The following is a 23,253-nucleotide window of genomic DNA, read 5'->3' as shown; positions in this document are numbered from 1 at the left end:
GAAAAAACATGCCGAAATTTGAGGTTAAGGGCACGTTCAAAAATGATGGACAGATGAAGCCCTACACAAAGACAGTCGATGCACCAAGCGAGCGTCTTGCAGGAGAGTTCACTCTTGCAACGATTGGCAGCAAGCACCGGCTCGAGCGCAAATATATTACCGTTGATTCTGTAAAGGCTGTCAATGGCGAGTAATGTAAATCAGGCAAATCTGGAACAGGAGGTACAAGCCCTCCGTTCCTATGCCGCAGAGTATTCCCAGCAGTTTGATCTTCTTTCCCAGCAGTTGCGTTTCATCGAGACGGCACGTGCTGAGGCTCTTGCGTCAGTTGAGGCACTTGAGGCTCTCGCCGCAGCAGATGGTGAAGTTTCCACACTTCTCAGTCTTGGCGGCGGCGTGTCGGTTCGTGCAACTGTTACGGACACGAAGAGGATGCTTGTTGGGATTGGCGCAGGAGTTACGGTTGAGAAGTCAACCGAGGATGCACTTTCCTTCCTGCGCGACCGGATCACCGAGATGGATGCATCCGGCAAACGGCTTTCCGAATCTCTGGGAAAACTGCAGAGTCAGATGTCAGCGGTGGAGCAGCGTATGCAGGAGATTTATGCTTCTGCACAGAAGCAGATCCGCTGATTTTTCCTTTCTCTTTTCTTCTGAATTTAAAAAAAAGAATTTATGTTCTTCTGCAAATAACTCCGGCAAGTAGAAGTCCTGCGAAAACTCCTGCGATGCATAACGGAGTTTGTGCCTGAGTCGGAGATGATGAAGTCATCCCGGGTCCTTCCAGATAGAACGCGTCATCATCAATGAAGTCGTCCAGCTCAACCATCCAGTAACAGTTGTCAGGATTCAGTTCAGTATAGATCAGGCTCTCACGAGGACTCTCACCGAAGACGATCTTCTGCGATGAAGCAATCACTGATATTTCATCGCTTTCGGGATCATAAATCTCCAGATTCGGCACAAACACATCACCGGAAAGAATCGTGGTGTTTCCCCATGCATTTGATCTGCTGCCCCAGATCTCATCAGATTTTTCGGTGACATAGATATCTGATACACTGTTCGCATCATCATCAATGACTATCGTAATGATTGACGGATAGGTGACCGGAGTTGTGTTCACCACCCGGGTAAGGTTTCCTTCAATCGTATAGATGACATGAGGACGGTTATCAATCACCGCAGGATTTTTGAACGTGAGGGTAGCGGGAACAAGAGTTCCATCAGCATTCTGGAAAACATACCAACTTCCGTCCCAGTCAGGCTCCTCATAGAGTCCGGTCGGAACAGTTGTCCAGACACTGTTGTTTACCGGTCTCGTTTTTTCCTTGAGCGGAACCTCACCGATAACGACATACTGTCCAGCTTCATCGAGATAGAGATAGTTTGCAAGGACCTTCGTTGTTCCTGTTGTGTCGTTGATAACAATTGTAGAACGAGTGGCTATGCCGTCTGATACCATGCACCTTCAGAGCAAGGCGGCAAATCCTAATCATTATTTGTTCAGTCAACCATCATCTATGATATGAAAAGTGAAACCAAAGAGAAGATCAGATCCATCTTTGCAGAGGAAGGTATCACCTCTGAGATCACTTGTGAACAAGCCTCAGCCATCTGCGAAACCTACCAGATCGATCCCTTCCACATCGGCAAATACTGCGACATAGAACACATCAAATTCAAACACTGCAAATTCGGGTGCTTCAAATGAGATTTCTCAGGCTGCAAACCGCAGCCGCAGCAGAGGAGGCACTCCTCGCCCTCACGAAAATTCTCCCCGAAGAACTGATACCCTTAGACAAAACCTGCGGCAGAATCCTCTCTTGTTCAATCACCGCCCCCGAAAACATCCCGGGATTTGACCGTTCAGTCAAAGACGGCTATGCCGTCCGCTCCGCAGACACTCTCGGAGCAGCCGAACAAAAACCAAAAATTCTCAGACTCACCGGAAAAATCCTGATGGGCCAGAACAACTCAGGATTTCTTGACGAAAAAACCGCCAAATACATCCCGACCGGAGGAGTTATGCCAGAGGGTGCAGACGCAGTTGTCATGCAGGAAAGCGCCGAACTCGCAGGCGACCTCGTCATGATCAAAACCCCTGTCAACCCAGGTGCAGACGTCCTTGGTAAGGACGAAGACTTCGCCAAAGATCAGAACATATTTCCAGCTGGAACAAAACTCACCGCCCAGGCAGCAGGAGTTCTCGCCGCATTTGGTATCGATCCGGTACCCGTCATCCGCCAACCGAAAATCGGTATCATCTCAACCGGCAACGAACTCATAGCACCAAACGAAAAACTCGAACTTGGAAAAATCCGCGACACCAACAGCACCCTTCTCCAGTCCTTCGTCATTGAAGCAGGAGGGATTCCTGCGTTCTACGGAATCATCCCTGACATTGCAGAAGCACTCAAAAACGTTCTCGAACGGGCAGTGGCCGAGTGCGACGCAGTCATCCTCTCCGGCGGCAGCTCCAAAGACGAACGCGACGTCACCGCCAACGTCATCGCAGAACTTGGCACAATCCACGTCCACGGCGTCTCAATCGCGCCAGGCAAACCAACCATAATCGGTTCAATATCCGGTAAACCCATCCTCGGTCTCCCCGGTCACCCAGCCTCAACCTACATGATCGCAACCGTCTTTGCAAAACCCATGATTCAGAAGATGACCGGGGACCAGACCCGCGACCGAATTGTTCCTGCAAAACTTTCCATGAGTTTTCCCTCGGAAAAAGGACGCGAAGACCTGATCAGAATCAAAATATTACCGGACGGAAGCGCCGAGCCGGTCCTTGGCAAATCCGGACTCCTCAACACCCTCATTCACAGCGACGGCTACATCCGCATCCCCGCAGGCCTCGACGGATGCGAAGCCGGCGAAACCGTGGAGGTTCACTTATGGCAATGAAACGATACCTACACCAGATAACCGTCGACGAAGCACTCGCGGTCATCAGAAGCATCCCGCCGCACACCACCGTGCGCCGCGTTCCGATCGTTGAATCAGTTGGTCACAGGCTCGCGCAGTCCCTCTACGCCGAGTACTCGGTTCCCGAGGTTCCGGTATCTGCGATGGACGGCTTTGCGGTCAAATCATCGCAGACTATCAAAGCAGGTGACCAGACACCGCTCTCCCTCAAAAATTTCGCACGGGTCAACACCGGAAACGTCATCCCCAAAGAGTTCGACGCAGTCGTCCGCGTCGAAGATGTCTGGTTTGACGGAGACGATCCTGATGCAATCACCATCCGGAAATCCGTCAACCCGGGAACAAATGTTCGGCCTGTCGGCGAAGACATCAAAGCAGGTCAGCTCATCCTTCCTGCCGGAACCCTCATCCGCCCATTTGATATTGGCGCGATCGCCTCGTATGGATTCACGCATGTCAGCGTCAGATCCGTCTCGGTTGGAATCCTCCCGACCGGCAACGAACTCATCATGCCGGGTGAGAGGCCGGCCCCCGGTCAGGTCGTTGAAAGCAACACCACCATGGCAGAATCCTACCTCCGCCAGTTCGGCGTTGATGTCATCCGCTACCCTCCGGTCGTCGACAACCCGGTTCTCATCCGGGGCGCACTCGAAAAAATTCTCTCAGAAAACGACATCGCTATCGTCTCTGCCGGATCCTCTGCCGGCACCAAAGACTTCACCGCAAAAGTCATCGGCGAACTCGGCGAACTTCTCTTCCACGGTGTCGCCGTCAAACCGGCAAAACCTGCTATGCTTGGCATCGCCGGAAAGAAACCGATCTTCGGACTGCCCGGCTACCCGCTCTCTGCCCAGACTGTTCTCCGCATTTTTGTCCGCGAACTGCTCGAAGCATGGGGATGGAAAGGACCTGAACACAAGACCATCAACGTCAGACTCGGCGACTCCATCTCATCCGAAGGCGGCATTGATGAGTTCAGTCTTCACGCAGCAGCAAAAGTCGGCAGCGAGTACGCTGCAATCCCTCAGTCACGGGGCGCAAGCGTCCAGATGACTGGTGTTCGGTCGAATGTGATCATACGAATTCCGTACGGTGTCGAAGGATTTGAAGCAGGAGAAGTTGTGCCTGCCCTCCTCTCCGCCCCGACCGAGGAACTCGACCGAACCGTTTTGATTGCAGGTGTCTATGATCCCGCAATCGAAGCGCTCACCGAACTTGCCGTCAAAAAAGACATCCGCATCAGAACCGGCAACTTCAACGGACTCTCAGGACTCATGCTTCTGCTGAAGAACGCCTGCCATCTCGTCTGTATCACCGACACGGCCGACCTCGCTGTGCTCGGCGACCTGCCAATTGTGCAGAAGAAACTCACCAAAAATGCGACTCTGGTCTGCCGCAAAGAAATGGAGAACGATCCTCTCACGAAAACTGTGCTCGAACTTGCAGACTCAACAGAGTTCAGGAAAAAACTCTCCCGCTCCTGACCGGTTTCGAGTAAGTTTGTTAAATGAGTTAAGTTTACCAGTTAACATAAATCACCTTACACTTAAATATCATTCAGACGAACAATGATCTGAATACGTATGAGACTGAACAAACCTTTCATTTTCACAGCACTGATGGTGTGTGTAGTGCTGACTGTTGCCATGGCCGGCTGTATCGGAACAACGACTCCTGAAGAGCAACCGGTTGAAATCGACGTCTATGCCGCAGCATCGCTGACCGGTGTCATGACAGAACTCGGCAACAAGTTCATGGAAGAGAACAAGAACATCAAAGTCAACTTCAACTTCGCCGGAAGCCAGACCTTAAAGACCCAGATTCTTGAAGGCGCTGACGCTGATCTCTACATCTCGGCAAACAACGCACAGTTCACGCCGGTTGTTGACGCAGGCCTCATTGGCGAGAAGAAGATCCTTCTCAAAAACAAACTCGCAATCGCTGTCCCGAAAGCAAACAGCAAGAACATCACTGACCTTGCCGGCATGGCAGAAAAAAACGTCGTGCTCGTAATCGGTAACAAAGATGTTCCGTTCGGCCAGTACACCCGCGATATCATCAACAAGTACCAGAACGACAGTCACGATGGCTACGTTGACGCATTCATGGCAAACGTAAAGTCAGAAGTTGACGCAGTCGACAAAGTCAAGCCGCTGCTTGTCCTCGACGAAGCAGATGCATCCCTTGTCTACAAGTCTGACATCTCCAAAGCAGACAAAGATGATATCACTTTAATTGAACTCCCAGACAACTACAATGTAATTGCAGACTACCCGTACGGTATCATCAACACAACGAAAAACCCTGAAGCAGTGAAGGCATTCGAGTCCTATATGACGGGACCTGTTGGAACCGCACTTCTGAAGGACTACGGATTTGATCCGGTAGCCGCATAAAGACAAAGGAAAATCTATGAGTCAGGCACGCACAAAACATCATCACGCTTCCCGCATCGGAACAAAAGCGATTGTTGCCGGACTCATCTTTCTGTTTCTTATTTTTATTACCATTCCCTTAGTCTCGCTGTTTACGCGGGTCAGTCCGGAAGATTTCATCACGGCTCTTTCCAGCCCTCTCGCACGCGATGCCCTCTCACTCAGTTTGATCACGGCAACATTCAGTACGATTGTGGTGGTAATTCTCGGAACGCCTCTTGCGTATGTGAACGCCCGTTACTCGTATCCCGGCCGGGATATTGTTGATACCTTAACCGATCTGCCGATTGTTTTGCCGCCAACGGTCGCAGGTCTTGCACTTCTGATGGCGTTTGGGAGAAACGGTCTGTTGGGCCAGTACCTGAACGTGTTTGGTATCCAGATTGCGTTTACGACACTTGCGGTCGTGATCGCCCAGATATTTGTTGCGTCGCCGTTTTTCATTCGTCAGGCGCGGTCGAGTTTTGAGGCGGTGGATCCAAACTATGAAGCGGCCTCACGGACGCTTGGAGCAACACCGATTCAAACATTTTTCAAGGTGACGCTTCCGCTTGCGGCAAGTTCGCTGTTGTCAGGTATTATCATGACGTTTGCCAGAGCTCTCGGCGAGTTTGGTGCGACGCTGATGTTTGCCGGAAACTTTCAAGGAAAAACCCAGACGATGCCGCTCGCTATCTACAGCGAGCTGCAAAGTGATATGGCGGTTTCGATTGCGCTGGCAATTCTTCTGGTGGTGTTTTCGTTCGCGATCATTTTGGCAGTGAAGTATATCGGGCGAAAGGAGAATGCGTATGCTTGAAGGATCGTTTTCTGCGCAGCTTCGTGATTTCGATCTGAACGTAGAAAACTTCACGGTGAGAGATGGCGAAACGCTTGCTTTGATCGGGGAGAACGGGGCAGGTAAGTCAACGGTTCTGCGAATTCTCTCCGGCATTCTAAAACCTGCGTCAGGAAAGATTTCGCTGAACGGCCGCACTCTCTATGATTCAAATGCCCGCGTTCTTCTGCCGCCCGAGGATCGCAGAATCGGGTATATGTTCCAGAACTATGCGCTATTTCCGCATATGACGGCGAAGGAGAATATTGCATATGGCCTCAAAGTGCAGAATGCGTCACAAACTGATATCGATGCCCGTGTTGGTGAACTCTGCGAGCGGATGGGGCTTTCGGAGGTTGCGGATCAGCGGGTGACGAGGATGTCAGGTGGTCAGCGCCAGAAGACAGCACTTGCCCGCGCTCTTGCACCAAAGCCTGAGCTGCTGCTCTTGGATGAGCCGCTTTCTGCACTTGATGTTCGGACGCAGGAACAGATGCGAAGAGAGCTTGCGTCCGTTATCCGGGCTGAGCAGATCCCCTGTATTCTGGTGACGCATTCACTCGTCGACGCTCTTTCGTTTGCGAACCGTATTGCGGTGATTGAGCGGGGCAGAATTGTTGCGTCAGGTCTGCCGGAAGAGATGATTCATAATCCGATTAACGGGTTTATGTCGACGTTTTCGGAGAATCTGAATCTGTTCCGGGGAAAGGTCGTGGTCAACCGCAGCGGAGTTGTCTGTGTGGATGTTGGGGGCGTGAAGATTCGTGCGGCTACCGCACTTTCCGGAACGGTGAGCGTTGGCATCCGGCCTGAGGAGTTAATCATCTCCCGCGAGCGGTTTGTGTCGAGTGCAATCAACTCGTTTACAGGAATGATCACAAAGATCGAGGATACCGGACTTTACCGGCTTGTGCATGTGGATATCGGCATTCCACTTGCAGCGTCCGTGACGCAGCAGAGTATTGAGAGACTTGGTCTTGCGACCGGCCAGACGGTTGCGGTGACGTTTAAGGCGACTGCTGTTCAGGTGTTTATCTGAAATGAGACGGCATCTGTTTCTAACCGGGGATGTGCAGGTTGGGAAGAGTACGATTTTGCGGCGGGTCTTGGATGAGCTTGATGTTCCGGTTTCCGGGTTTTTGACGATGGCGGTGCCGGGTGTCGAAGGCTGTTCGGATATTTTTCTGGTTGATGCGAAGAATCCGACTTGTTCAGAAAAATGTCATCTTGCCCATCGCGTGCCGGGAAAAATACCTGAGGTGCGTGAGGAGGTGTTTGTCGCTATCGGAGTTCCGCTTCTTCGGGAGGCCGCGCCCCCTCTTATTTTGATGGATGAGCTTGGGTGGATGGAGAGTTCGTCGTATGCGTTTCAGCAGGCTGTGTTTGCGGTGCTGGATGGAAATGTGCCGGTTTTAGGCGTTGTGCGGGATAAGCGGCTTGCTTTTTTGGACGCTGTGCGGGATCATCCCGCAGTTGAGGTGCTTGTGGTGACGCGGGAGAATCGGGAGGAGATGGTTGATATGGTGAGGGAGAGGGTGTTGAGGGCGATGCGGGATGCTCGGGGAACCTGAATAATTTCGTAAATGGGTACTGTTGAGTGGTAAATGACGTTTTATTTCGAGGGAAACACGAACCACACGAAATGACGCGAAAATCGTAAACTCACGAAACATTACGAAAAACACGAAATGATTTAGTTGGTTTTTTCTGCAAAAACCGTGATGAAATTATTTCGTGCTTTTCATACTGTTTCGTGTTTTTGTATTTTTATGTTTTTTCGCGTGGTTCGTGTTTCCTACAAAGCAAAGCTACGCTCATCATTCAACAACAAAAAAGAAAAAAAATTATCTGCGCCAGAGCAGCAGAAGCGACATAGCAGCAATCAGTCCGGCGCCGAAGTAGAACGGACTCGCAGGAGTTGTTGGGACTTCAGTTGGAATCTCAGTAGGAGCCTCAGTCACCAACGTAGTCGGAACGGTTGTCGGAACAGTAGTGAAAATTACCGAGTGTGGAACAGTTGTCTCAACCGTCCTTACAGTCGTAACCGGCAGAGTAGCAGCGGTTGGCGCAGGTTTACTCTCCACCGTCACCGGCTTTGAAACAAACGTATCCTTTGCGACATCATTTGCCATCATCACTTTCATCTGCCAGAGAATAATCTCCTCACCAACATCATAACTCGCAGGCGTTCCGGTCAATGTCGTCGTCAGCTTCGTATCGTTGTCATCAGTAGAGATCGTAAACCCGCTGATCGTCCCGTGTTCGTACGGGAAATCCCAGGTCTGCGTAACTCTTCCGCCCACAACAAGATCGATCTTCCAGACTGGGTCTGAAAGCTCGGTATCAAACTCCAGCGTGTAGATCGGAGCGAACCGCTCGCCGACAAAGATCTCCTTATACACCGTCATCTCCTGACCCGCAATCACCGGGCCGGTTGGAAGATAATCCGCATCAAACTCCGTCACTCCTGCTGCCGCAGGAACTGCCAGAAGAGCAGCTGCAATCAGCAGTATTACTAAACTACGTATCATTTTTGTTCCTCCTTGATTTTCTTAATCTCCTCTAACAAACGAGTCAGAATAACCTCGTCTGAGGGCATGCCTGATGTAAACGCCTTTCTCACATGAATCGGCACCCCGTCAAGCCGGTATGCCGTTCCTTCCGCATCAAGACCGACGGATGCAACCGGAATATGCAGTTTCGCAATCGCGGTAGAGAGCGAGATGAACGGATCGATCACCACCGTATTGATTTTTGCCAGATGTGCGACCGTCTCGCGGGGAAAGTGCGCGCCAAGATCGGTCCCGATAATCATCACCGCATCAGCCTCGTGCTTTGCAAGGATGTCTACCCCGCTCGTCTCGCCGGGATTGTAATGGACGATGCCGCGGGAGTAGTCCACCGCGTATGGATACCCTGCCGCGAGCGAAAACATCTGGTTCGTGCCGTCCACATTCCAGTGGCCGCGAAGCGGCGTTAACGTGTACTTCGTGTGCCGGTTCAGTTCATCGACCAGCTCAATGCCGGCGCGGACATTCTTGTACTTGCCCCGCGACTGGGTCAGACCGATGCCGGTAAAAAACGCGCCGAACTTTGCGTTCAGTAAAATATCTGCGACCTTGAAGAGAACGCTCCGCTCAACTCCCGCGACCGCGTCAGGAATCACATCGCGTTCGCCCCGGACAATCGCCCGAAGTGCATTGAAGAGCGCGTAGTCTCCGCCGGGTTTTACCTGAATGAAGATGTCGGCAAGTTTTGCGGTCTCTGACTCGCGGATGTCCACCACAATAACCGTTCGGTCGGCCCGTCCTTCAGGACGGAACGCGCCGGTCGAGAAGGTTGAGTAGCGTGAGAGATGACGTGGATGCGCTGCGATCGGGTTGCAGCCCCAATAGACAAGAACATCAGCGCGGTTTTTCACCTGTCCGAGCGTGCAGCCGGGATGGCCGACCTCCTGTACCGCCATAATGGTCGGGCCGTGACACTCAGATGAACAGTTGTCCATTACCGCGCCGATCTCTTCGGCGATCTCAAGCCCAATATGCATCGCTTCGGTGGATGTTCCTGACCAGCCGTAGAAGAGCGGACGCTTTGCATTCGCAAACATCTCGGCCGCGGTTCTGATGGCTTCATCAAAACTCGTCTCCTTCCACTCATCTCCTTCGCGGCGGACGGGAACTGCCATCCGACCGCGGGAACGGAACTTTCCCGCGCAGAGCAGACAGCCGTTCACAACGTCAGTGACAATGCCGTCAGCAATGTGGAGCTCGATATCGTCGCAGAGGCAGCCGCAGAGCGGGCAGGCATGGTTTTTAAGTACTTTTTCGCCTTGTTCGAGATCGGGAATTGTTGTTCCCGCAGGAATTTTGTATCTTCTGCCGCCGAGCTCTTCCATTAAGTCCCATGCCGACAGGAGCGGAAGCTCAGTCTGCGTGACTTCAACTGGGACTCCTTTGAAGTCCGGCGCTCCTGTTGAGTGGGTGAACTCGTGAAGAATGAAGTTTGCGTACGGGCCGCAGGGGAGGTAGGCGACTCCTTCGGGAGTTTCGGGAGACTCGCGAACCGAGAATACAGTTTTTCCAGCACTACTTTCGATGAGAACATGCTCGCCGTTTTCGACGCCGATTTCCATTGCGTCCATTGGATTGAGGAAACAGTAGGAGGTTTCGCGTGAGTAGGATTCGGAGTCTTTATAGTACAGCTGGGCACCCTGTTCGGGTGTTCGTCCGCTGCTCATAAGCAGTTTCATGAGAGTTGTATCCCGACCGTTCCGGTTGATTGCGTCCGGTCATCTTATGAAGTATGTATCCGGGTGCAAATTAATAAAGTGATCTTAGGGTGCAATACTATAGATATGCGGATCATCAATATCATCGGCCACTCGAACTCGGGGAAGACAACCATGATCACGAAGCTCGTGCCGCTTCTTGCAGGCGTTGCAACGGTTGCCACAATAAAACATATGGGACATCACATCTGGGAACTGCCGAAAGGAAAGGATACTACCGTGCATTTTGAGGGAGGGGCAGTTGCGACAACCGGTATTGATGCAGAAAAAGCGGTGATGAGTCTTCGGACGATGGATGTGTATGAGATTCTGGACTTTTATGCATGGAAGGGATACGAGTACGCGGTTGTTGAGGGGTTTAAGGAGGAAGGGTTCTCCTGTGTGGTGCTCGGTGATCTTGCGGCGAAAAATGTGGTGATGCGGGATGCGAATGCTGAGGAAGTGTTTGCGATGCGGGATATGTTTGAGGTCTACGTGCCAAAGAAGCGCTGAAATATTTTTAAACGCGAATCGCATGCCTTCGGCCTGCTCACCGCTTCGCGGAATAGCGCGAATAAAAATCGCCAATGGCGATTTTTGAGATATTACTATATTACTCATTTTTAGACAGATCTGTTCGGTGGGTGTGACTGGAAATTTCTTTTCTCTTGAAAAATCGTCATTGGCGATTTTTTTGTATTCGTGCTATTCGCGCTATTCGCGTTTCACAGTACCAATCCGCAATTTATTAATGAAACAGATGTCAATAGCATATCATTACCGAAAAATCCGCCGCACCTGCGGGTAACCCGTATTTTTCAAAGAATGAGAAGAGCATGATCCCTGAACCAGCATATATCGCCGCATCTGCGGTAATCACCCTCATACTCTTTGTGGGCCTTGACCTGTTCTGGAAACTCCCCGCTCACGCCGGAGTATCAGGAACGGAGACCATCGAACGAGAAATCGAAGCTGATGGCGGCGACCGGTGCGGCGGCTGGATGATTGGAAACATCGTCACTTCACCCGACGCATCCGCAGGAACACTCGTTGCCGCATGCGGTTACTGGATCTGGGGCGTCCCCGGAGGACTCCTTGCAGCAGTCCTCATCTTTATCGGCGCACGAATCTGCGCAGACAAAGGATACGCCGCAGTGAGCGGGACTCTCCTTGCAACCGCAGTTTTTTGGGCGCTTGACACCTTCGCAGGATTTCCGCCCGAGACCTTCATCGCAGGAATCGTCATCGCCATTCTCATCGTGCAGGGTGTTTCACCCAAGCGTGTAAGCAGAATCCTTGGAAAACTCTGGAGGAGATGCTCATGACCGAACTTGTTCTCGCAATCTGTGCGGTCATCGCCGTCTACGCAGCCCTTCGCGCAGTGCTGGAGAAAAACACCGCAAAAAAACTCCCCTTCGTCACTGTCATGAACTTCGCAGTTACAGGAGTCATTGCCCTCATCCTCCCGCATCCGCTGACGCTGGTTGCCGCAGCGGCATATCTTATCGGCGCAACGCTCGAAGCAAACGCCATCGCATCAGCCATGGAAAAACTCAGAGGTGAGCAGACATGATAGAGCTCGTCACTCTTCTCGCCGCATTCCTCGCCCTTATCGGAGGCATTGCAACCGTTCTCGTCAGAAATCCGTTTGACAAACTGATCACCTTAGGAATTCTCGTATCAGGAGCGGTCATTCTCATCGTAAAGCTGGGCTATCTTGATATTGCCATCGTCGTCTCTCTCATGATGCCGATTGGAACCATCTTCGTCCTCCTCCTCTGCCGCAAACGACCGGAGGGACTCCAATGAACGAGCTCGAGTTCATCATCGGCTGCGTACTGCTCCTGATAGGAGTCGCCGCAACCGCATACCCTCGTGACAAAACCTATCTCACGAGACTCATCAACATGGAAGTCGCCGAGTTCGGTCTCGTCTTCATCATGCTCGCGTTCGACGAAATGCTCGCTCTTGTGACCTTCGTCGCCGTCAACATTGTTACGACTCTCATCTTCGTGCGGCTCATCGAAAAACAACAGGCCAGGGAGGAAGAGCAATGAGCAAAGTCCAGAAGATCTCCGAATACCTTGCAGACACAAATAATCTGCCAAAAATTTACGCAGGCGTCGTCTGCCTCATCGCAGTAATCGGACTTCTCACCGTTCCATTCCTCGTCTACGACGAGTCTCAGCTCTACCCAAAATCCATCAATCCTGAAAGCTCCTTAAACCCTTACGACCGCGGCGGTATACCATTTACCGAGCCGGCGCAGATCGTCGCCCAGTATCCTGAGAACTCCCCTGCGATCGGCTACGTCACCGCGTACTTAACGCCTGCAAGCTGGTTTTTGGCAAACACCACCATGTACCTTGGAACAACCATCGTCGGCCATCCGGGCGGCATCCTTGATGAGATCCTCTACTACACCAGAGGTCTTGACACGATTGTTGAAGCAAGTATCTTCTTTGCGGCTTTTGCCATAGCCTCGTTCCTTTACCGGAGGGCAAAACAATGATCACCATTGAGATGCCGCTCGTGTACCAGATCGGTATTGCAATTGCATTCATCGCGATCATCATTGCGTTCTCGGCGATCCTTCGCGAAAAGGATGACATCCACAAACTCATCATCATCGACCTCATTGAGATAACCGGTCTTGTCGTGGTCGCACTCATTGCGACCGATCTTGCAGAAGCTTTGATTCTGCCGGGTCTCGTCGTCGGCGTTGCTGAGATTATGGCGGTCTCTGAACTCTGGCTCGCCAAAGAAAAACTTCAGCAGAAACATTCGGCAAAAAAATTCGACATCGAGGTCATGAAGACAGCCCCCCCAATCATCGGCCTTCTGCTTGCAGCGTACGGAATTTTTCTCACCGGATTTTCCGGAGGACTTATTGCAGCGCTTGGTCTTATGATCTTTTTCCTTGGAAAAAATATGGGCGAACATTTTGCAAAGATCGAAAACGCCGCGGGTTATGCTTGGGCACTCTGGGTAATTGCATTCTTCATCTTCATGCTGTTTCCTTCGCAGTGGTTCCTTGCGATCATGCTTGCGGCGGTTGGCATCATGCTCAAAGTTATGGCAAAAATGTCTTTGGTTGGAACAATGCGGGGTGGTGAATAATGTTTGAACAGATCTTAATCAGAATGCCGTTCGGCGACATCGTCCACTATCTTTCCGGCTACACGGTGGTGCTGTTTGCGTTTGCGGCGATGTTTGTCATCCTCGCGATCATCAGCCTGCCGGAAAAACCGATCGACATTGTGTTTGGGACTGACGGCTACTACACCAAAGACGTGCCTGTTGATTTGATGAAGTTCCAGCGATTCATGGCAATCGCCTGTGGTATCGCAACGATTGGCGCAATCACAACAGGGGACATCTTCAACTTCACCTTGTTTGCGGCATTTATCGGTGTGCTCAATATCGGTATCGTTGCAGCAGTCAAAAACAAACAGGTGCTCAACGCCGCGTTCTCCTACGGCCTTGTTGTGATGATGGCGACCGTTCCCTTGTTTGCCGGAGCGGCAATTATTGCCGCAACGTGTGGAACGCTCTCGATCTGGGAACTCGCCGTCGCTGCGGAAGCAACAGCCGGAATCTCGGTTCCAATCGTTGCCAAACTCCTGCTGTTAGTTGGAGTCTTGGGCGAAGGAATGGCACCGTTTTATATCGGTAAAGCCGAGATTACCAGAGCGCCGGGCGCCCCCTACATTCTGATGATCCATGTAAGCTCGCTCCTGCTTTTCCTGCGGGTAGTGGAAATTCTCCTGACGGTGTGAATCATGAAAAAGTCTACAGCATTTGGTCTTGGAATCGTGTTTGCCGTGGCGGCAATAGCAGCTGCGCTCGCAGTAGCAGAGATTCCCGCGCTCATTGCAGTTGTGGTGATATGCATACCGGCAGCACTCGCCTGCTTCATTTACTGGTGGTGTGCAGGAACAAAGGACGGAGACATTCCGTTTGTGGGGTACTGAGATGATTCCCTTTCTTCTGCTCCTCATCATTGCAGTGTTTGCCGGACTTCTGCTGCATGGCCTGCACCGGAAGGTCATCGCACGCATTCAGTTGCGGCCGGGCCCCCCTATCTGGCAGGAAATTTTGCACACGCTGAAGTTCTCCTTCAAACAGACATGGATACCAAGGACTGCAAGTCAGGTGATGTATGTTGCAATCGTGTTGATTGCGGTCGGCATCTGGGTTGCGGCACTCTGGGTGGTCGCTACCGGCGCAAGTCTCTTGATCCTCTTCGCACTCTATATGCTGCATAAGATCGTGGAACATGGAACCGGACTGTCGTCAGGCTCTCCGTACACCAAGTTCGGCGCAATCAGATCGGTCATGTCAGCGGCAGCCGAACTTCCGCTGCTCGCAACTGTTGCAATCGTGTATCTGTTTACCGGAACGCTTTCGATCGGGGAAATTGCTGAGTGGAACACCACGCATACGCCGCTTCTTCTGCTCGCGTTTCCGGCAGCAGTATCATTGTATCTGATCATTTTGTCCAAAGCACACTACGGCCCGTTCTCGGTGATTGAGGCAAAGGAACTCATCTCCGGCTACTGGACCGAACACTTCGGCGGATGGCGGGCGATGCTGAACATTGCGATGAGTCTGAAGACGGTTGTGCTGCTCTCGGCATTTGTTCTGCTGTTTATCGGAGCGGTGCCATGGTGGCTGATGATCATTCTGATGATCGTTCTGATGATCTCGGTCTCCTTTGTCTGTGCGTCAACACCGATGCTGACCCCGTATCAGGTCGTGACGATTCAAACAGTCTGGACTCTGGTCGTTCTGCTCTACGGCGGATGCGTGTGGCTGGTCCTTGGAGGGATACTATGAGCTGGATAGCAAAAGGAGTTGTTGCAGGAATCGCATTCTACATTCTGCTGATGGCGATAGAAGTCATCAGTCATCCTGAAGTGCTTGGAGGAGCAGTTGCCGGAGCAGTGCTGCTTGGCATTCTTGCATTTGTATTCCTCGCAAAAGATGAGGAGAAGATTCACACCGGCGAGATGATTCTTGTCTGGGTGATGATTCTGTTGTTTGTCGTCTACGGCGTGCTTTGCTGGGCAGGAGCGATACCATGGATCTGATCTACGAACGAAATCTTCAGCCGATGAAACTTGCAGTTCTCAAGGGAACCAGGCAGGATCAGGCAGTGGTCGCTCTTGCCGAACGGCTTGGCGTAAACCGACAGAAAATGCGAAAAATTCTGATCAACAACTGTGACATGATGACGCTGGAAAATCTGGGGCCACGGCTTGAAGCAGCCGATGCGGCAGCAAAAGCTGCCGCGGCTGCTGGCGACGAGATCTCAGACGCTCTTTCTCTTCCGCATCTGACAACTGCAACAGGCATTCTCTCTGAAGCAGCGGCCGCAAAACTCCGCAGCCGTGCAGAGTCCGGCACCGCGATTGCAGAACTTCTCGCAGAAATTGTGGAGGTAGTTTCATGACACTCTTACAGAAAGTGAAAAACGCGGTTCGCAAACGTTCCATTCATGTCTGTTACGTGAACACCGGCTCCTGCAACGGCTGCGATATTGAGATTCTCGCATGCCTCTCGCCGCGTTACGACATCGAACAGTACGGCATCTATGTCCATAACAATCCCCGCGAGGCTGACGTAATATTAGTGACCGGAGCAATGTCAGCGCAGTGGATTGACAAACTTCCTGATCTCTGGGACAAAGTCCCTGAGCCGAAAGCAGTTGTCACCATCGGCAACTGCCCGATCTCAGGCTGTGCGTTCAACAGGCCCGGCTCTCTCGTCGACCCGCCGGTCAGCAAATATATTCCGGTCGCAGCAGCCGTTCCCGGCTGTCCGCCGCGGCCGACCGAGATCATCAACGCAATACTGAGCGTAGCAGACATACTCTTTGACAACTATGAGACCAGATTGGAGGAGAAGCGATGAAGAAAGTGGTTGACATCTCGCTCCCGATCGGGCCGGTTCATCCCTGCTTCAAGGAGCCGGCACGAATCAAATGCGAAACCATAGGCGAACGGGTGATCGCAACCGAAGTCGAGCTTGGCTACGTGAAAAAAGGCATCGAAAAAATCATGATCGGCAGACCCTGGCAGGAGACGATCTTTCTTGCAGAACGGGTCTGCGGAATATGTTCGGTCGTCCACAACACAGTAATTGTCGGAGCACTGGAGAGTATCAGCGGTATCGCCGTATCGCCCAGAGCCGCACATCTGCGGATTATCCTCAACGAGCTTGACCGGATGCAGAGCCATTTGCTTGCAAACTACTCGTACTGCTACACAATCGAGCACGAGACGCTTGCGATGTATCTGTTAAATCTCCGCGAGACCGTAATGGATGCAATCGAGATCATGACCGGCACCCGCATTATGGCAGCATATGTTGTGCCGGGCGGCGTTCGCGAGGACATCACAGACGAGACCGCGGAAAAAATTCGGGAAGCGATCGCTCATGTGGAAGCAGAACTTCCAAGATTTGTGAAGATGTTTGCAACAGGTCCGATGATTGCTCTCCGGTCCAAAGGGATCGGCATTCTGAGCGAAAAAGATGCAAAGGAAAGCGGGGTTGTAGGACCGACAGCAAGGGCAAGCGGTATTCCCCGCGATGCCCGGGCAAACGACCCGCTCTACAAAGAACTTGGCTGGAAGATGATCACGCGACCCGAAGGCGACAACTTCGCCCGCATCATGTTGCGGTTTGACGAACTGTTCCAGTCGACAACAATCATCAAGAACGCCCTTGCGGCTCTGCCGCAAGGACCGATCCGGCTCGGCGGCCGCGTGACTGCCGGCCGCTGCAAACACACGATTGAAGCGCCGCGGGGAGATCTGACGTACGATATCGAACTGGATGCAGAAGGTCAGGTCATCTCGGTCGCCATTCAGACGCCGTCAATCATGAACGTGGAAGTGGGAACGCATGCGATGATGAAAAACCTCGCATCAGCAGCCGACGTGACCTCGACCTTCATCAGTGCAGACCCCTGCATTGCCTGTGCGGAGCGGTAACATGAGCGTTTTGTCTTACTTCAAAGAGTTCGCAAGGCCTGCGTGGATAAAAAAATTCTTTGCCGCAAAAACTGCGCCGCTCTCAGCTCCCGCATACTTCCGCGATTTTCCCGAACTCACCGGCAACGAATGTACGCACTGCCTTGAGTGCAGAATGATCTGTCCTGCTCCGGGAGCAATCGATGTGGTTATGCGGGAAGATGGAAAATGGGAACCGCAGATTATTCGCGGCCACTGCTTCCGGTGCGGTTACTGTGTGGAGATATGTCCTGAAGAAGTGATGACCGCAGGAGATATTCTCGCTCGCAAACACGAACAGAGACTTGCCTTCACGCACGAGTATGAAGTGCAGGTTCATCGAAAACTCTGCATGGGATGCGGCAACTGCACGACAGCGTGTCCCGTAAACCGCGAGATCGATCCAGAGATGGGAGCCGGAGGAACTTCAGTCTCTGACGATCTTCTGATGAGAGTGGTGAAAGGAAGAAATACGGTTCTGCACAACGAGCTCTGCAAAGGCTGCAAGGTCTGTGAGGACACCTGCCCGAATGGGGCAATGCATGTCGCAAGACGCGTTCAAGCAGTACAAAAGGAGGAAACAGCAGATGCCTGACTATCTTTTGAAAAATGCCTGTGTGATCGATCCGGTCAACCACATCTCGCAGGAGATAATGGACATCGCGATTGTTGACGGACGCATCGCAGAAGAGCCGTCCAAAAATTCCGAGGTCATCGACTGTGGCGGCATGCTGGTACTTCCGGGCGGTATTGACTCCCACACCCATATCTGCGGAACAAAAGTGAACTTCGGCAGATACATGAGCCCTGAGGATATGCGGGCAGGCCGTGCTCCCCGCGGACGCGGCATGCGGGCGGTCTCAGGCTACAGTATCCCGACCACGTACGGCAACAGCTACCGCTACGCCCAGATGGGATACACCACGCTCACCGAAGGGGCGATGGCTCCTCTTGAAGCAAGGCACACGCATGAAGAGTTCCGCCACACACCATTACAGGACGGTCTTATTCTCACACTCTTTGATGGTGACTGGGGCGTTATGCGGGCGATCGGAGCAGGAGACATCAAACGCGCTGCGGCTCTCATTGCATGGCGGCTGAACGCTGTCAAAGGTTACGGCGTAAAAGTCACCAACCCTCTGGGTGCTGAGATGTGGAGCTGGGGTAAAAACGTTGAATGCATCAGAAAACCGATTCCCTTCTTCGACATAAGTCCGGCAGAGTTCATTACCGGCGTGATCGAAGCAAACGAGATGCTCGGACTGCCGCATTCAGTCCATCTGCACTGCAATAATCTGGGAAAGCCCGGCAACTACACCTGCACGCTTGGAACGATGGGACTGGTGAAGGATCTGAACGAGAAACGGCAGACCGCGTATCTGACGCATGTCCAGTTCCACTCCTACGGCGGATCCGGCTGGGGAGATTTCTGTTCAAAAGCAGAACCTGTCTCCAGAATGGTGAACCTGCGTCCGCAGATAACCATCGACATGGGTCAGGTAATGTTTGGACGAACAACCACGATGACCGCTGACGGCCCGATGGAGTTCAATCTCTATCGTCTGCATCAGGACAAATGGAGTAATCATGATGTCGAGCTGGAGACCGCGTCCGGTGTTATTCCCGTGATGTACCGGCGCAAGAATCTGGTAAACAGCATCATGTGGGCGATCGGTCTTGAACTTGCACTGCTGGTGGAAAATCCCTGGCAGTGTCTTTTAACAACCGATAATCCGAACGGAGCGCCGTTCGTGAAGTATCCTGAGATCATCGGGCTTCTGATGAGCCGCGAGTACCGGGACAAGGAGTTTGCGACAATTCACGCAGGGACTGCGAAGCGTGTGGTGCTCCCGTCACTCGACCGCGAGATGACGTTTGATGAGATCGCAGTAATGACGCGGGCAGGGCAGGCGCGGGCACTCGGGTTACTGGAACGCGGCAAAGGACATCTCGGCGTCGGTGCTGAAGCTGATATTGCGGTGTATCCGATCCGGCCTGATAAAATCGATCCGGCAAAACAGTACGCAGAGGTTATCCGCGGGTTCGGCCAGACCAGATACACGTTCAAGGGAGGTGTTATGATCTCGCGCGATGATGAGATTCTGGCAGGCAGCCAAAACAGAATGTTCTGGTGCAGCCCGAAAGTGCCGAAAGCATATGATATGGATAATGATCCTGAGCTTATCAGAACCTTTGAGCGGTTCTACTCGATTCAGAAGGAGAACTATCCGGTTGATGAGAACTACTACATCGCCCGCAGTATGAAGATTGAAACGGAGACGAAGTTATGAGACGAATTACTCTGATTATGCGTGACTCAATTGATCCGCATCTGCCAATTGAGGCAGAGGTGATTACGCCGGAGACGCTTTCGAAAACTGTTCTGGTGAATGTGTATGTGGGAAACCAGAAGATGATGCTCTCTGAGGTGTTTGATATCCGCGTGGATGGCGAGGCGGCGGGTCCTGCCGCAACCGAGATTGTGATCATCGGAGACGCTTCACGGGTGAAACGTGTGGGCGAGTACATGACTGACGGCAGAATTGTTGTTGAGGGAAGTATCGGGATGCACTGCGGCGACTTTATGACCGGCGGGACGATTGAGATCATGGGGGATGCCGGAGACTGGCTTGGCCGCGAGATGCTTGGCGGCAAAATCATCTGTCATGGGAATGCCGGAAACTACTGCGGGTCAGGTTACCGCGGCGGACGCAAAGGTGTTCGCGGCGGCGAGATTTTCGTGAAGGGTGATGTCGGCGACTACTGCGGTGAGTGTCTCTTCGGCGGCGTTGTACATGTGATGGGCAGTGCAGGACTGCATGCGGGCGTGAACATGAAAGGAGGAAAACTGATCATCGAGGGCAATGCGGTGATGCCCTGCGGCGATATGTTTGCCGGAGAGTGTACGATCTTCGGGCATGTGGATGATTTCATGCCAACGTTTGCCGAGGTAGGCAAAGTTGTGGAAAACGGCCGCGAGCTTACGGTCTTCACGGGCGATCTCGCGCACCGCAATGGGAAGGGAACACTCCGCGTGGGTAGTTACACGCGAATATAATTTTTTCTGGGTCGCCCACGGAAAAACGGAAAATACCGAATTTCACAGAAAAAAAGAGCACGGAGCAGACGTGAACAACACGGAATTCATATTTAAAACAATATTTCTGTGATGTTCACGTCTGCTCCGTGATGTTTTTTTCTGTGTTTTCCGCATTTCCGTGGGCGGAGCACAAACAAAGTAATCGAATCAAAAAAAAAGTTAACGCGGAGACTTTTCTCCGCAGAATATCTCTTTAGTACCGGGGCGTGCGCGGTGCTCTGTGCTTTGGGAGGCAGTCACGGCAGTAAACCGGTCTACCCTCGGTCGGTTTGAAGGGAACTTCGCACTCTTTTCCGCAGTCGGAGCAGATTGCTTTGGTCATCTCGCGGGGTGCGTCGTTGTATTGGCGCGGTGCGCCGTAGGAATTTCTTCTTTCCATTTTTATTAACTCCATGAACACGGGATACAAATCCCATGCTCATGAGTCTGCACGCACAAAACCCGAAACGGGTTTGATGCGCATATAACTCATGCAGACGAAACTGCAGAGTTACATTGGTGCTGCATGGATATATAACAATGTATCAGTCCAACTTTGCATTTTTCATCCTGAGTCGTCCAGAGAAAACGATAGACAACGCCGATTCCTGAGAATGCAACAGTTCATCTCTTTTACCGTCCAAACAACATCTATGAATAGAAAGCCGATCATTGCCGTAATCGGTGACGGATCCCTTCAGAAGAATTCTGAAAAAGAGATCTTTGCAGAACAGCTCGGCACTGCCCTCGTCACCGCAGGATACCGGATCATCTGCGGCGGGCTTGGCGGAGTAATGGAGGCTGCCGGCCGCGGGGCTCATGCATCGCCAGTCTACTCGGACGGAGATGTTATCGGTGTTCTGCCGGGATGTACTCCGGACGCGGCAAATCCGTACATCGACATTCCGATCGCAACAGGTTTAGATCATGCAAGAAATTTTATCGTCGCCAACAGTGATGCGGTGATCGCGGTCGGAGGAGGATCAGGGACACTTTCTGAACTGTCGTATGCATGGATTATGCGGCGGCTGATTCTCGCATATCGTGTCCCGCATCCGGCAGGCTCTCCTGAAATTTTTGCAGACTGGAGTGCGATTGTTGCCGACAAAAAACTTGATGACAAAGATCGCTGCCCGCAGATAGAGGGCGACCGTGTCTATGGTGTTGATACGGCCGAGGATGCGGTAAACATTCTTGCAGAAAAACTGCCGCTCTATATCTCGCGTCCAGCATGTGCAGGAAAGCGGTAAGAAATTTTTTTGGATTTTTTCTTTCAAGAAAAACTCTGACTTGGGAGTTACACGAAGAGTCTGAGGAACCTGAAATTATTTTGTTCCCGAGTTTCAAAAACTAAAAAAAATAATGACCGAAAAAATCAGACGATCTGGGACAGAACGCCTGTTTTCAGATCATAATATAATCCATGGACATCCAGGCATCCCTTCTTTTCTGCCTCGGTAACCAGAGGATATGATCTGAGATGTTCGATCTGCAGGCGGATATTTTCGATCTCGATCTCTTTTTTCCGTGCTGCCTTCTCCTCCGGCGTCTTCGGCGCCTCAGGAATACGGGCATCCACACGTGTCTGCGCCTCGCGGGCACTGTTAATCCACATCGGAATATACGCATCGTCCTTCATATCAACGTCCAGTGCCTTCAGTGCCCCGCAGTCCGAATGACCACAGATCACAATATCCTTCACCTTCAGATGGCGAACCGCATACTCCAGAACCGTCGCAAAGTTCCAGTCATGGGTTGGCACAATATTTCCAATGTTTCGGTGGGTAAACAACTCCCCTGCACGGCAGTGGGTAATCCGCTCAGGATTCACACGAGAATCAGAACAGCCGATCCACAGCACAGTCGGGTGCTGGGACTCAACCAGAGTCATATACCGATCTTTTTTTCGCTCGAAATCCTTTTCGAGGAAAATCTTGTTGCCTTCAATAAAACTCTCAATCATATTTTTTTCACCTCTTGGTGTTCGGTAGGCCGAAAAAAAGAGACGCAAAAATCCGCACTGTTAGAAAGTGCGTATCTTTGCGTATCCGGAAAAAGTATGCTTAAGGAGTAAAATTACTCGTTAAACACATTGTCGTAGATCATGTCCGAGCCGGTTGCGTGCAGACGCTCGCGTTCCTCCATCTCCTCAGCATAGGAAAGGACCGGCATGGTCATGTCGTAACCCGGCTTGTGGCCGAACATCTTCTCAAGCTCAACCTGCTGGGAGTGCATGTAGAGTGAGTTCGGGATGTCCATCGGACAGAGTTCACTGCACTGACCGCAGTTGATACAGGAGTCCGCAATGTGGGCAAAGCGGATCATCTGGAACATAAAGTCCGGAGGAACAATTCCCGGGCGGACGAGGTGCGGCTTCTTGGTCGAACACTCGACACAGTAGCAGATCGGACAGTTCTCGATACATCCGTAGCATTTGATACACTTGGATGCCTCGGCCATGATTTTGTTGAGGCGTTCGGTGCCGGTACCAAGTTCTCCGAACTGGTGTTCCTGCGCCTTCTTGCCCATCTTAATCATCACGTTCTCGATCTTTCCGCGGATCTCAAGTCCCTTCGCGTCCGGTGCAGATGAGCTGATCGCTCCTGCCTTCACCGCTGCATCAAAGAGCATTGCACCCTTCTCGGAACAGACCTCAACAAACGTTGCTTTGCCAGCCTTATCGCCGACAACACCCCAGTTAC

The 23,253-nt window shown here is 51.9% G+C and carries 33 protein-coding genes; 27 read left to right on the top strand and 6 right to left on the bottom strand.

The genetic code is table 11. The features are described 5' to 3' along the window. Positions 1-8: 8 nt before the first annotated feature. Positions 9-194: a 50S ribosomal protein L18Ae gene (gene rpl18a, locus McpAg1_RS05080; protein ID WP_338094217.1), complete on the top strand. Its 186-nt coding sequence runs from the start codon at positions 9-11 to the stop codon at positions 192-194. After that, positions 184-633: a prefoldin subunit alpha gene (pfdA, locus tag McpAg1_RS05075; RefSeq protein ID WP_338094216.1), complete on the top strand. Its 450-nt coding sequence runs from the start codon at positions 184-186 to the stop codon at positions 631-633. Before rpl18a ends, pfdA begins: the two co-directional genes overlap by 11 nt. 40 nt (positions 634-673) lie before the next feature. Here pfdA and McpAg1_RS05070 read toward each other — a convergent pair whose 3' ends face one another. Then, positions 674-1,465 carry a hypothetical protein gene (locus tag McpAg1_RS05070; protein WP_338094215.1) on the bottom strand — a complete coding sequence of 264 codons (792 nt, stop codon included), beginning with the start codon at positions 1,463-1,465 and terminating at the stop codon, positions 674-676. 63 nt (positions 1,466-1,528) lie between these two features. Here McpAg1_RS05070 and McpAg1_RS05065 point away from each other — a divergent pair, with 63 nt between their 5' ends. From McpAg1_RS05065 to McpAg1_RS05035, 7 genes are all read left to right on the top strand, one after another. Continuing rightward, positions 1,529-1,714 (top strand): hypothetical protein, encoded by a 186-nt coding sequence (locus McpAg1_RS05065; RefSeq protein ID WP_338094214.1) that lies wholly within the window; start codon positions 1,529-1,531, stop codon positions 1,712-1,714. Continuing rightward, on the top strand, positions 1,711-2,916 hold the full coding sequence (locus McpAg1_RS05060; RefSeq protein ID WP_338094213.1) for a molybdopterin molybdotransferase MoeA: 1,206 nt from the start codon (positions 1,711-1,713) through the stop codon (positions 2,914-2,916). The genes McpAg1_RS05065 and McpAg1_RS05060 overlap by 4 nt, the downstream gene beginning before the upstream one ends. Beyond that, entirely contained in the window at positions 2,907-4,421 is a 1,515-nt protein-coding gene (locus tag McpAg1_RS05055; RefSeq protein ID WP_338094212.1) for a molybdopterin-binding protein, read from the top strand. The genes McpAg1_RS05060 and McpAg1_RS05055 overlap by 10 nt, the downstream gene beginning before the upstream one ends. Positions 4,422-4,520: 99 nt before the next feature. After that, complete coding sequence (gene modA, locus McpAg1_RS05050) at positions 4,521-5,333, top strand: molybdate ABC transporter substrate-binding protein (RefSeq protein ID WP_338094211.1); 813 nt, start codon at positions 4,521-4,523, stop codon at positions 5,331-5,333. A 16-nt stretch (positions 5,334-5,349) separates the two neighbouring features. Then, positions 5,350-6,171 carry an ABC transporter permease gene (locus tag McpAg1_RS05045; protein WP_338094210.1) on the top strand — a complete coding sequence of 274 codons (822 nt, stop codon included), beginning with the start codon at positions 5,350-5,352 and terminating at the stop codon, positions 6,169-6,171. Then, positions 6,164-7,228: an ABC transporter ATP-binding protein gene (locus tag McpAg1_RS05040; RefSeq protein ID WP_338094209.1), complete on the top strand. Its 1,065-nt coding sequence runs from the start codon at positions 6,164-6,166 to the stop codon at positions 7,226-7,228. The genes McpAg1_RS05045 and McpAg1_RS05040 overlap by 8 nt, the downstream gene beginning before the upstream one ends. A 1-nt stretch (position 7,229) precedes the next feature. Next, positions 7,230-7,760, top strand: coding sequence for a nucleoside-triphosphatase (locus tag McpAg1_RS05035; protein ID WP_338094208.1), 531 nt, complete (start codon positions 7,230-7,232; stop codon positions 7,758-7,760). Between the two features lie 273 nt (positions 7,761-8,033). Here the strand turns inward: McpAg1_RS05035 and McpAg1_RS05030 are convergent, their stop codons facing one another. Both McpAg1_RS05030 and McpAg1_RS05025 read right to left on the bottom strand, forming a co-directional pair. After that, the gene (locus tag McpAg1_RS05030; RefSeq protein WP_338094207.1) at positions 8,034-8,720 is read right to left on the bottom strand and encodes a hypothetical protein; all 687 of its coding nucleotides are present in this window, start codon (positions 8,718-8,720) and stop codon (positions 8,034-8,036) included. After that, on the bottom strand, positions 8,717-10,438 hold the full coding sequence (locus McpAg1_RS05025; protein ID WP_338094206.1) for a formylmethanofuran dehydrogenase subunit B: 1,722 nt from the start codon (positions 10,436-10,438) through the stop codon (positions 8,717-8,719). Before McpAg1_RS05025 ends, McpAg1_RS05030 begins: the two co-directional genes overlap by 4 nt. Before the next feature lie 105 nt (positions 10,439-10,543). Between McpAg1_RS05025 and mobB the strand changes: the two genes are divergently transcribed. The 17 genes from mobB (at position 10,544) to McpAg1_RS04940 (ending at position 20,530) form a co-directional block, all read left to right on the top strand. Beyond that, positions 10,544-10,969, top strand: coding sequence for a molybdopterin-guanine dinucleotide biosynthesis protein B (gene mobB / locus McpAg1_RS05020; protein ID WP_338094205.1), 426 nt, complete (start codon positions 10,544-10,546; stop codon positions 10,967-10,969). A gap of 323 nt (positions 10,970-11,292) precedes the next feature. Next, positions 11,293-11,781 carry a [NiFe]-hydrogenase-3-type subunit EhaB gene (gene ehaB / locus McpAg1_RS05015; RefSeq protein WP_338094204.1) on the top strand — a complete coding sequence of 163 codons (489 nt, stop codon included), beginning with the start codon at positions 11,293-11,295 and terminating at the stop codon, positions 11,779-11,781. Then, positions 11,778-12,029 (top strand): EhaC family protein, encoded by a 252-nt coding sequence (locus McpAg1_RS05010; RefSeq protein WP_338094203.1) that lies wholly within the window; start codon positions 11,778-11,780, stop codon positions 12,027-12,029. Before ehaB ends, McpAg1_RS05010 begins: the two co-directional genes overlap by 4 nt. Continuing rightward, entirely contained in the window at positions 12,026-12,265 is a 240-nt protein-coding gene (locus McpAg1_RS05005) for an EhaD family protein (protein ID WP_338094202.1), read from the top strand. Before McpAg1_RS05010 ends, McpAg1_RS05005 begins: the two co-directional genes overlap by 4 nt. Beyond that, positions 12,262-12,513, top strand: coding sequence for an EhaE family protein (locus tag McpAg1_RS05000; RefSeq protein WP_338094201.1), 252 nt, complete (start codon positions 12,262-12,264; stop codon positions 12,511-12,513). Before McpAg1_RS05005 ends, McpAg1_RS05000 begins: the two co-directional genes overlap by 4 nt. Continuing rightward, positions 12,510-12,968, top strand: coding sequence for an EhaF family protein (locus tag McpAg1_RS04995; protein WP_338094200.1), 459 nt, complete (start codon positions 12,510-12,512; stop codon positions 12,966-12,968). Before McpAg1_RS05000 ends, McpAg1_RS04995 begins: the two co-directional genes overlap by 4 nt. Next, positions 12,965-13,576 (top strand): EhaG family protein, encoded by a 612-nt coding sequence (locus McpAg1_RS04990; protein ID WP_338094199.1) that lies wholly within the window; start codon positions 12,965-12,967, stop codon positions 13,574-13,576. Before McpAg1_RS04995 ends, McpAg1_RS04990 begins: the two co-directional genes overlap by 4 nt. Beyond that, positions 13,576-14,235: a hypothetical protein gene (locus McpAg1_RS04985; protein ID WP_338094198.1), complete on the top strand. Its 660-nt coding sequence runs from the start codon at positions 13,576-13,578 to the stop codon at positions 14,233-14,235. The genes McpAg1_RS04990 and McpAg1_RS04985 overlap by 1 nt, the downstream gene beginning before the upstream one ends. 3 nt (positions 14,236-14,238) lie before the next feature. After that, positions 14,239-14,430: a hypothetical protein gene (locus tag McpAg1_RS04980; RefSeq protein ID WP_338094197.1), complete on the top strand. Its 192-nt coding sequence runs from the start codon at positions 14,239-14,241 to the stop codon at positions 14,428-14,430. A 1-nt stretch (position 14,431) separates the two neighbouring features. Then, the gene (locus tag McpAg1_RS04975; RefSeq protein ID WP_338094196.1) at positions 14,432-15,295 is read left to right on the top strand and encodes a respiratory chain complex I subunit 1 family protein; all 864 of its coding nucleotides are present in this window, start codon (positions 14,432-14,434) and stop codon (positions 15,293-15,295) included. Continuing rightward, a complete protein-coding gene (locus McpAg1_RS04970) occupies positions 15,292-15,549 on the top strand; it encodes a hypothetical protein (RefSeq protein WP_338094195.1) in 258 nt (85 codons plus the stop codon). Before McpAg1_RS04975 ends, McpAg1_RS04970 begins: the two co-directional genes overlap by 4 nt. Further along, positions 15,540-15,911, top strand: coding sequence for an EhaM family protein (locus McpAg1_RS04965; RefSeq protein WP_338094194.1), 372 nt, complete (start codon positions 15,540-15,542; stop codon positions 15,909-15,911). The genes McpAg1_RS04970 and McpAg1_RS04965 overlap by 10 nt, the downstream gene beginning before the upstream one ends. Further along, positions 15,908-16,372 carry an NADH-quinone oxidoreductase subunit B family protein gene (locus McpAg1_RS04960; RefSeq protein WP_338094193.1) on the top strand — a complete coding sequence of 155 codons (465 nt, stop codon included), beginning with the start codon at positions 15,908-15,910 and terminating at the stop codon, positions 16,370-16,372. The genes McpAg1_RS04965 and McpAg1_RS04960 overlap by 4 nt, the downstream gene beginning before the upstream one ends. Continuing rightward, positions 16,369-17,454, top strand: coding sequence for a hydrogenase large subunit (locus tag McpAg1_RS04955; RefSeq protein WP_338094192.1), 1,086 nt, complete (start codon positions 16,369-16,371; stop codon positions 17,452-17,454). The genes McpAg1_RS04960 and McpAg1_RS04955 overlap by 4 nt, the downstream gene beginning before the upstream one ends. Before the next feature lies 1 nt (position 17,455). Continuing rightward, entirely contained in the window at positions 17,456-18,067 is a 612-nt protein-coding gene (locus McpAg1_RS04950; protein ID WP_338094191.1) for a 4Fe-4S binding protein, read from the top strand. Continuing rightward, the gene (locus tag McpAg1_RS04945; protein ID WP_338094190.1) at positions 18,060-19,763 is read left to right on the top strand and encodes a formylmethanofuran dehydrogenase subunit A; all 1,704 of its coding nucleotides are present in this window, start codon (positions 18,060-18,062) and stop codon (positions 19,761-19,763) included. The genes McpAg1_RS04950 and McpAg1_RS04945 overlap by 8 nt, the downstream gene beginning before the upstream one ends. Further along, positions 19,760-20,530, top strand: coding sequence for a formylmethanofuran dehydrogenase subunit C (locus tag McpAg1_RS04940; RefSeq protein WP_338094189.1), 771 nt, complete (start codon positions 19,760-19,762; stop codon positions 20,528-20,530). The genes McpAg1_RS04945 and McpAg1_RS04940 overlap by 4 nt, the downstream gene beginning before the upstream one ends. A gap of 235 nt (positions 20,531-20,765) precedes the next feature. On the opposite strand, the gene McpAg1_RS04935 is transcribed toward McpAg1_RS04940, so the two are convergent. After that, positions 20,766-20,951 carry a CxxC-x17-CxxC domain-containing protein gene (locus McpAg1_RS04935; protein ID WP_338094188.1) on the bottom strand — a complete coding sequence of 62 codons (186 nt, stop codon included), beginning with the start codon at positions 20,949-20,951 and terminating at the stop codon, positions 20,766-20,768. 253 nt (positions 20,952-21,204) lie between these two features. Between McpAg1_RS04935 and McpAg1_RS04930 the strand changes: the two genes are divergently transcribed. Next, complete coding sequence (locus tag McpAg1_RS04930; protein WP_338094187.1) at positions 21,205-21,801, top strand: SLOG cluster 4 domain-containing protein; 597 nt, start codon at positions 21,205-21,207, stop codon at positions 21,799-21,801. A 125-nt stretch (positions 21,802-21,926) separates the two neighbouring features. Here McpAg1_RS04930 and McpAg1_RS04925 read toward each other — a convergent pair whose 3' ends face one another. Together McpAg1_RS04925 and McpAg1_RS04920 are read right to left on the bottom strand one after the other, a co-directional pair. Then, a complete protein-coding gene (locus tag McpAg1_RS04925; RefSeq protein WP_338094186.1) occupies positions 21,927-22,514 on the bottom strand; it encodes a carbonic anhydrase in 588 nt (195 codons plus the stop codon). A 113-nt stretch (positions 22,515-22,627) separates the two neighbouring features. Then, on the bottom strand, positions 22,628-23,253 hold a 626-nt coding region (locus McpAg1_RS04920), incomplete at its 5' end, for a 4Fe-4S dicluster domain-containing protein (protein WP_338094185.1).

The sequence above is a fragment of the Methanorbis furvi genome (assembly GCF_032714615.1).
Taxonomy (GTDB): Archaea; Halobacteriota; Methanomicrobia; order Methanomicrobiales; family Methanocorpusculaceae; genus Methanocorpusculum; species Methanocorpusculum furvi.
This window is presented reverse-complemented; position numbering and strand designations above follow the sequence as displayed.